Raw genomic sequence first — 6,519 nt, 5'->3', positions numbered from 1 at the left:
GCGCTGGAAGGTTAACTGCGCCACCGGCCGAGCGTAACGCACATTGTGTGATTTGCATAACGCACGGGACGTGACTTGTTCCGGGCCACGTGAACCATTTCTCGCAGGTAAAGGTGTAACTAGCTATGCACACCATCGCGCTCATCGGATTCCTCGGCGGACTCATCACCGCGATCTCGCCGTGCATCCTGCCCGTGCTCCCGGTGATCCTGTTGTCCGGCGCGAGCGGTTCACGCGGCATCAGTTCGGCCGCCCGGCCCTACCTGCTGATCGCGGGCCTGGTGTGCAGCTTCTCGCTGGCCACGCTGATCGGCTCGGCGCTGCTGACCGCGCTGCACCTGCCGCAGGACGCCATCAGGTGGGCAGCCCTCGTGGTGCTGGTGCTGATCGGGCTGGGGCTGATCTTCCCGCCGCTACAGCACCTGATCGAGCGGCCGTTCGCGTACCTGCCGCAGCGTCAAATCGGGCCCAACACCGATGGTTTCGGGCTAGGGCTGACGCTGGGCGCGCTGTATGTGCCCTGCGCCGGTCCGGTGCTCGCCGCGATCGTGGTCGCCGGCGGCACGCAGTCCATCGGGGCCGGCGTCTTGCTGTTGACCGGCACCTTCGCCCTGGGCAACGCGGTGCCGCTGCTGGCGTTCGCGCTGGCCGGGCGACGCGTCGCCGAACGGGTCGCCGCGTTCCGTCGCCACCAGCGCGTGATCCAGGTCGCCGGCGGCATCACGATGGTCGTGCTGGCCGTCGCGCTGGTCTTCAACCTGCCGGCGATGCTGCAGCGCGCCATCCCCGACTACACGACGGCGATGCAGAACAAGATCGGCGCCGACGACATCCAGCGCACGCTCAACGCAGGCCCGGCGACACCCCCGCCCGGGACGAGCGGCCTGCAACTCAGCCCGGGCGGGGTCAGCATCGACGGCGCGCTGACCGACTGCATGGAGGGCGCCACGCAGTTGCAGCAGTGCGGCCCGGCACCCGCCATCGCCGGCATCGCCGGGTGGCTCAACACCCCGGACGGCGAGCCGCTGGACCCGGCGGCGGTGCGCGGCAAGGTGGTGCTGATCGACTTCTGGGCGTACTCGTGTATCAACTGCCAGCGCGCCATCCCGCACGTAATCGATTGGTACAACCGGTATCACGACGCGGGGTTCGTCGCCATCGGGGTGCACACCCCCGAGTACGCCTTCGAACGGGTGCCGGCCAACGTGGCCAGCGGCGCCGCCGCGCTGCACATCCCCTACCCCGTCGCGCTGGACAACGGCTACACCACCTGGAACAACTACCAGAACCTCTACTGGCCGGCGGAATACCTGATCGACGCGACCGGCCAGGTGCGACACACGAAGTTCGGCGAGGGCGACTACGACGGCACCGAGAAGCTGATCCGCGAGCTGCTCGTCGGCGCGCATCCCGGCACCCGGCTGCCCGGGCCGACACATTCGCCGGACACCACGCCGCAGACCCGGCTCACGCCCGAGACGTATCTGGGGGTCGACCGAGCCCGAAACTACGGCGGCACAGGCGAATACAAGGCGGGCACCGCGACGTTCGACTACCCGGCGTCACTGCCGGCCGACAAGTTCGCGCTGCGCGGCCGGTGGAAGCTGGACGACCAGGGCGCCACCGCCGACAGCGATGACACCGGCATCCGGCTGAGCTACACCGCCAAGGACGTCTACGTCGTCGTCGGCGGCACGGGCACCCTGACCGTGTCCCGGGACGGCAAGACGACGACGACGGCGATCGGCGGCCCACCCACGCTGCACCCGATCGTGGCCGATGAGGCCGCGCGCAGCGACCAGCTCGACATGCGGGTCAGCCCTGGGCTGCAAGTGTTTTCGTTCACCTTCGGCTAGCCGGCCGGCTTCTTGGCCAGGCTGCCCAGCATCGCGACGACCACACCGCCGATCACCAGCGCGACGCCCACGAGCAGCGTGAGGTTGAGCCATTGGTGCAGGCCCGCCTCGGCGTGGGAGACCATCACCTCGGCGATGCGCCGGATGTCGTCGGTGGTCCGGTTGAGCGCGTCGCCGACGTGGCGGCCTGCGATCTCGATGCCCGCCCAGCCGGCGGCGCCGACCAGCAGCGCGGAGACCCCGAGGCTGGTGAGTGCCTTACCGCGGCGTCGCGCGGTGGCCAGCAGCAGCACGGCGCAGACGACGCTCAGGGCGGCCGCGCCGACGCTCACCCACGGACCCCACGTGCCGAGCGGGCTCAACCGGCCCGACCGCAGCGACCCGTGGGCCGAGGGCGCCGATGCCGTCAACGGAACCGTCAGCGTCGCGGGCACTTTCACGTTGTGGCGGCTCAGTATCCGCTGCATCGCGGCGTCCTTGAGCATCGGCGCCACGTCGATCGACCACGACTCGCCTGCGCCGTCGGCGGTGAACAACCAGCGATGCGCCGCCCGGTTCGCCTGGGCGAACAACGCCGGGAAGGCGGGCCCGGCCGTGAACGCGACAGCGGCCAGGTGCACCTCCGCCCCCTCGACCGGCTGGCGTCCGCCGGTGTGCTCCGCGATGAGCGCCATCGCGCGGTTGGCCAGTTCGTCCGCGGCGGCGGACTGCAGCGCGGGGTCGCCGGCGGCCCGCTGGGCCAGCGCGACGTAGCCGCCCTCGCTGACCACGTTCAGCTGCAGCCACACCGCCGGAACGGCCACGGCCAGCGCGACCGTGGTCGCCAGCCACAGCACCGCCCTGAAGACGGCGGCCACGATGCCCACGCCGGGAGATCCTTAAGGCGCGATTCCGCGAACGTAGGCGGCCTGCCCGAGGTGTTGGGCGCAGTCGTCGATGATGCTCACCAACCGGGCGCTGGCCGTCACCGGCGGATCCCAGTTGGTGTCGACCACCCGCTCCAGCTCGGCGGCGGTCACGCCGGCGACGTATTCGAGCGTGAGCTTGTGCACGGCGTGGTAGTAGCCGGACAGCAGATCCACGGGCGCCTTGACCTTGGCGACCTGCTCGGGGCCGTGCCCGTAGCCGGTGTCGTTGCGCGGCAGGTCAAGCCCGAACCGGTCCACCCACCCGTCGCGCAGCCACACCTGCTCGACCCCGGCCACGTCGGCCAGCTGGATGTCCTGCACCCTCGCGCTGTGCCAGAGCAGCCAGGCGATGCTGTTGGCGCCCGGGGACACCCGGTAGTCGGCGACCGCGTCGGTCAGGCCGTCGGCGACGTCGTCGACGTGTTCGATCAACCGGGTGAACGCGTCGCGGAGCAGTTCTTGGACGGCGGCGTCGGGGCTGGAGGTGTTGGCCATACCAGCGACACTAGATCCTGGCACGACCGGCGGGCGCGGTCGTAGATTATTTGCATGACTTACGACCTGATCATCCGCAACGGCACCATCGTCGACGGGCTGGGTGGTGAGCCGTACGTCGGCGACGTCGCGGTGACCGACGGGGTGATCGCGGCCGTCGGTCGGGTCAACGGCGAGCGCGCCGAGCGGGAGATCGACGCCACCGGCCTGCTGGTCACCCCGGGCTTCGTCGACCTGCACACCCACTACGACGGCCAGTCCATCTGGTCGGAACGCCTGACGCCTTCGTCGGCGCACGGCGTGACCACGGTGGTCATGGGCAACTGTGGCGTCGGATTCGCGCCGTGCCGCCAGTCCGACCACGATGTCCTGGTCGACGTGATGGCCGGGGTCGAGGACATTCCCGGCGTCGTCATGACCGACGGCCTGCCCTGGACCTGGGAGACGTTCCCCGAATACCTGGACGCGCTGGACGCCGGCAAGCGGGACATCGACGTCGCCGCGTACCTGCCGCACTCGCCGCTGCGGGTCTACGTGATGGGCCAGCGTGGCGCCGACCGCGAGCCGGCCACCGCCGAGGACCTCGCCCAGATGCGGGCGCTGGCCAAGGAGGCGGTCGAGGTCGGGGCGCTCGGCTTCGCGTCGTCGCGGCTGACGATCCACAAAACCGAAAGCGGTTCGCCCATCCCGAGCTACGACGCCGCGCGGGAGGAGATCGAGGAAATCGCCCGCGGTGTCGTCGACGGCGGCGGCGGCCTTCTTCAGTTCGTGCCGGACATCCCGGCCGGCGGCTACGAGCCCGTGCTGCAGACGGTGTTCGACGTGGCCGAGGACGTCGACCTGCCGCTGACCTTCACGCTGGTGGTGGCCAACTCCGGCGACCCGACGTGGGAGGACGCCATCACGATGATCGAGAAGGCGAATTCCCGGGCCGGCGACGGTGACCCCCGGATCACCGCACAGCTGCTGCCGCGCCCGATCGGGCTGATCATCGGGCTGCAGCTGTCCGCCAACCCGTTCGTGCTTTACCCGAGCTACCGCGAAATCGCGCACCTGCCCCTGGCCGAGCGGGTCGCCGAGATGCGCAAGCCGGAGGTGCGCGCGCGCATCCTCGCCGACAAGCCGGGCCAGGGCCACCCGATCCTGTACGTGGCCCAGATGTGGGACTGGATCTACCCGCTGGGCGACACCCCCGACTACGAGCCGGACCCGTCGACCTCCATCGGGGCCCGGGCGCGGGCACGAGGCGTGAACCCGATGGAGGAGGCCTACGACCGGCTGCTCGACGACGAGGGCCGCGCCATGCTGCTGGTGGCGACCAGCAACCTGCAGGGCAATTCGCTGGACACCGTGGGCAAGCTGCTGCACCGCGACGACGTGGTGCTCGGGCTCGGCGACGGCGGCGCGCACTACGGGATGATCTGCGACGCCAGCTACTCGACGTACTTCCTGACGCATTGGGCGCGCGACCGCGAGTCGGGCCGGTTCACCGTGCCCCAGGCCGTCCGCGAGCTCACGTCGGTGCCGGCGCGCATCGCCGGACTGGGCGACCGGGGGCGCATCGGCGTCGGCTACAAGGCCGACCTCAACGTCATCGATCACGCCGCGTTGCGCCTGCACAAGCCGGTCATCACCTACGATCTGCCGGCCGGGGGCCGGCGCCTCGACCAGACCGCCGACGGCTACGTCGCGACGATCGTGGCCGGCGAAGTGATCGCGGAGAACGGCGTGCCCACCGACGCTCGTCCAGGCAAGTTGGTCCGCGGTCGGCAACCGCGCCCGGTACCCGCGCAATAACGCCACCAAAACAGCCAGATCCCGGGTAAGTTGAGCCGGTGACGAGCCCGCATTTTGCGTGGTTGCCGCCAGAAGTCAACTCGGCACGAATCTTCTCGGGTCCCGGAGCCGGGCCGCTGCTTGCTGCCGCGGAAGCCTGGGACGGACTGGCCGAGGACTTGGCATCGTCAGCATCGTCGTTTTCTTCGGTTACGTCAAATCTCGCCAGCGGCTCCTGGCAGGGGCCGTCCTCGGCGGCGATGATGGCTCTCGCCACGCACTACGTCAGCTGGCTGAGCGCGGCGGCGGCCCAGGCCCAGGCGGTGTCCAGCCAGGCCTCGGCGGTGGCGGCGGCGTTCGAGGGCGCGTTGGCGGCCACGGTGCAGCCCGCGGTGGTCGCGGCCAATCGCGCGCTGGCGCAGGCGTTGTCGGCCACCAATTGGCTGGGCCAGAACACCCCCGCGATCGCCGACATCGAGGCCGCCTACGACCAGATGTGGGCGTCCGACGTCGAGGCGATGTACGGCTATCACGCCGACGCGTCGGCGGCCGTGGAGAAACTGGCGCCCTGGCAGCAGGTGTTGCAGAACCTCGGTTTCCACTTCAGCAGCAGCGGCCAGCTCACCTTCGGCCTGCCGGCGGCGCGGGTTCCGCGCACGCTGTAGCGGCCCGGCCCGCGCCTATCCTGAGGGTCATGCGCACCAAGAAGCAGGTGGACGTCGAGCGTCTGGCGGCCGCCCTTCCCGACTACCCGTTCGCCTACCTGGTCACCGTCGACGACGACTACCGCGTCCACACCGTGACGGTCGAGCCGCGGATGCGCGACGCGACGCTGGACGTCGGCCTCATCGGTGGCCGCACCCGCCAGAATTTGGCGCAGCGCCGCGACGTCACCCTGCTGTGGCCCCCGACCGAGCCCGGCGGCTATTCGCTGATCGTCGATGGCACGGCCGAGGTCAGCGACGCGGGCGACGCCGTTCGCCTGGAAGTCGTGCCCGGCCGCGCCCTTCTGCACCGCGAGGCCGACCCCGGCTCCCCGGGCGCGGCCAAGGGCTGCCTGCACGACTGCGTGGTGTTCTCCCGGTGAGCCGCGTCGCCCCGCTGGCCCCGCCGTGGAGCGAGGAGGACGCGGCGGGGATCAACAGCTGGGGTCACCCGGACCGCACCTATGAGCCGCTGCTGCTGGTGCGCTGCCTGCAACGCCACCCGGCGCTGGCCACCCGGCTGCGCAAGCTCGGCGAATCACTCTATGTCGCAGCGCTTTTGCCCGCCCGGACGCGGACGATCGCGATCCTGCGCAGCTGCGCGCTCCTCGGTTGCCGGTACGAGTGGGGCGGGCAGGCGGCGTTCTGGGGTCCGATCGCGGGTGTCAGCGACGACGAGTGCGACGCGCTGGTGACCGCCGGCCCCGACGACCCGCGGTGGGCGCCCGACGAGCGGACCCTGATCGAGGCGGTCGACGAGCTGGAGCGCACCGGTTCCTG

Annotated in this window: 6 protein-coding genes and 1 pseudogene; 5 read left to right on the top strand and 2 right to left on the bottom strand. The window is 70.6% G+C overall.

What is annotated here, in order from left to right; genetic code table 11:
* Positions 1–125 precede the first annotated feature (125 nt).
* Positions 126–1,856 carry a cytochrome c biogenesis protein CcdA gene (locus A5691_RS12400; RefSeq protein ID WP_068017925.1) on the top strand — a complete coding sequence of 577 codons (1,731 nt, stop codon included), beginning with the start codon at positions 126–128 and terminating at the stop codon, positions 1,854–1,856.
* Here the strand turns inward: A5691_RS12400 and A5691_RS12395 are convergent.
* Complete coding sequence (locus tag A5691_RS12395; RefSeq protein WP_068017933.1) at positions 1,853–2,713, bottom strand: hypothetical protein; 861 nt, start codon at positions 2,711–2,713, stop codon at positions 1,853–1,855. The two genes, A5691_RS12400 and A5691_RS12395, sit on opposite strands and share 4 nt — an antisense overlap.
* A gap of 21 nt (positions 2,714–2,734) precedes the next feature.
* Positions 2,735–3,259, bottom strand: coding sequence for a mycothiol transferase (locus A5691_RS12390; protein WP_068017923.1), 525 nt, complete (start codon positions 3,257–3,259; stop codon positions 2,735–2,737).
* 54 nt (positions 3,260–3,313) lie between these two features.
* Between A5691_RS12390 and A5691_RS12385 the strand changes: the two genes are divergently transcribed.
* The 4 genes and pseudogenes from A5691_RS12385 to A5691_RS12370 form a co-directional block, all read left to right on the top strand.
* The gene (locus A5691_RS12385) at positions 3,314–5,056 is read left to right on the top strand and encodes an amidohydrolase family protein (protein WP_067747983.1); all 1,743 of its coding nucleotides are present in this window, start codon (positions 3,314–3,316) and stop codon (positions 5,054–5,056) included.
* A 38-nt stretch (positions 5,057–5,094) separates the two neighbouring features.
* A pseudogene (locus A5691_RS12380) lies at positions 5,095–5,667 on the top strand (PPE family protein); the annotation flags it as partial.
* 62 nt (positions 5,668–5,729) lie between these two features.
* Positions 5,730–6,122, top strand: a complete 393-nt coding sequence (locus tag A5691_RS12375; RefSeq protein WP_067747987.1) for a hypothetical protein — start codon at positions 5,730–5,732, stop codon at positions 6,120–6,122.
* The coding region (locus A5691_RS12370; RefSeq protein ID WP_067778728.1) for a carboxymuconolactone decarboxylase family protein at positions 6,119–6,519 on the top strand (401 nt) is incomplete at its 3' end. The genes A5691_RS12375 and A5691_RS12370, both read left to right, overlap by 4 nt.

Source organism: Mycobacterium sp. E183 (assembly GCF_001667735.1).
Classification (GTDB): domain Bacteria; phylum Actinomycetota; class Actinomycetes; order Mycobacteriales; family Mycobacteriaceae; genus Mycobacterium.
The sequence above is the reverse complement of the archived record's forward strand: the minus strand, read 5'-3'. Positions and strand labels throughout refer to the sequence as shown.

What these genes read in the sequence shown, in the direction of transcription:
- A5691_RS12375 (WP_067747987.1), top strand. Translation starts at nt 5,730, where the DNA reads ATGCGCACCAAGAAGCAGGTGGACGTCGAGCGTCTGGCGGCCGCCCTT.
- A5691_RS12390 (WP_068017923.1), bottom strand. Translation starts at nt 3,259, where the DNA reads ATGGCCAACACCTCCAGCCCCGACGCCGCCGTCCAAGAACTGCTCCGC.
- A5691_RS12400 (WP_068017925.1), top strand. Translation starts at nt 126, where the DNA reads ATGCACACCATCGCGCTCATCGGATTCCTCGGCGGACTCATCACCGCG.
- A5691_RS12385 (WP_067747983.1), top strand. Translation starts at nt 3,314, where the DNA reads ATGACTTACGACCTGATCATCCGCAACGGCACCATCGTCGACGGGCTG.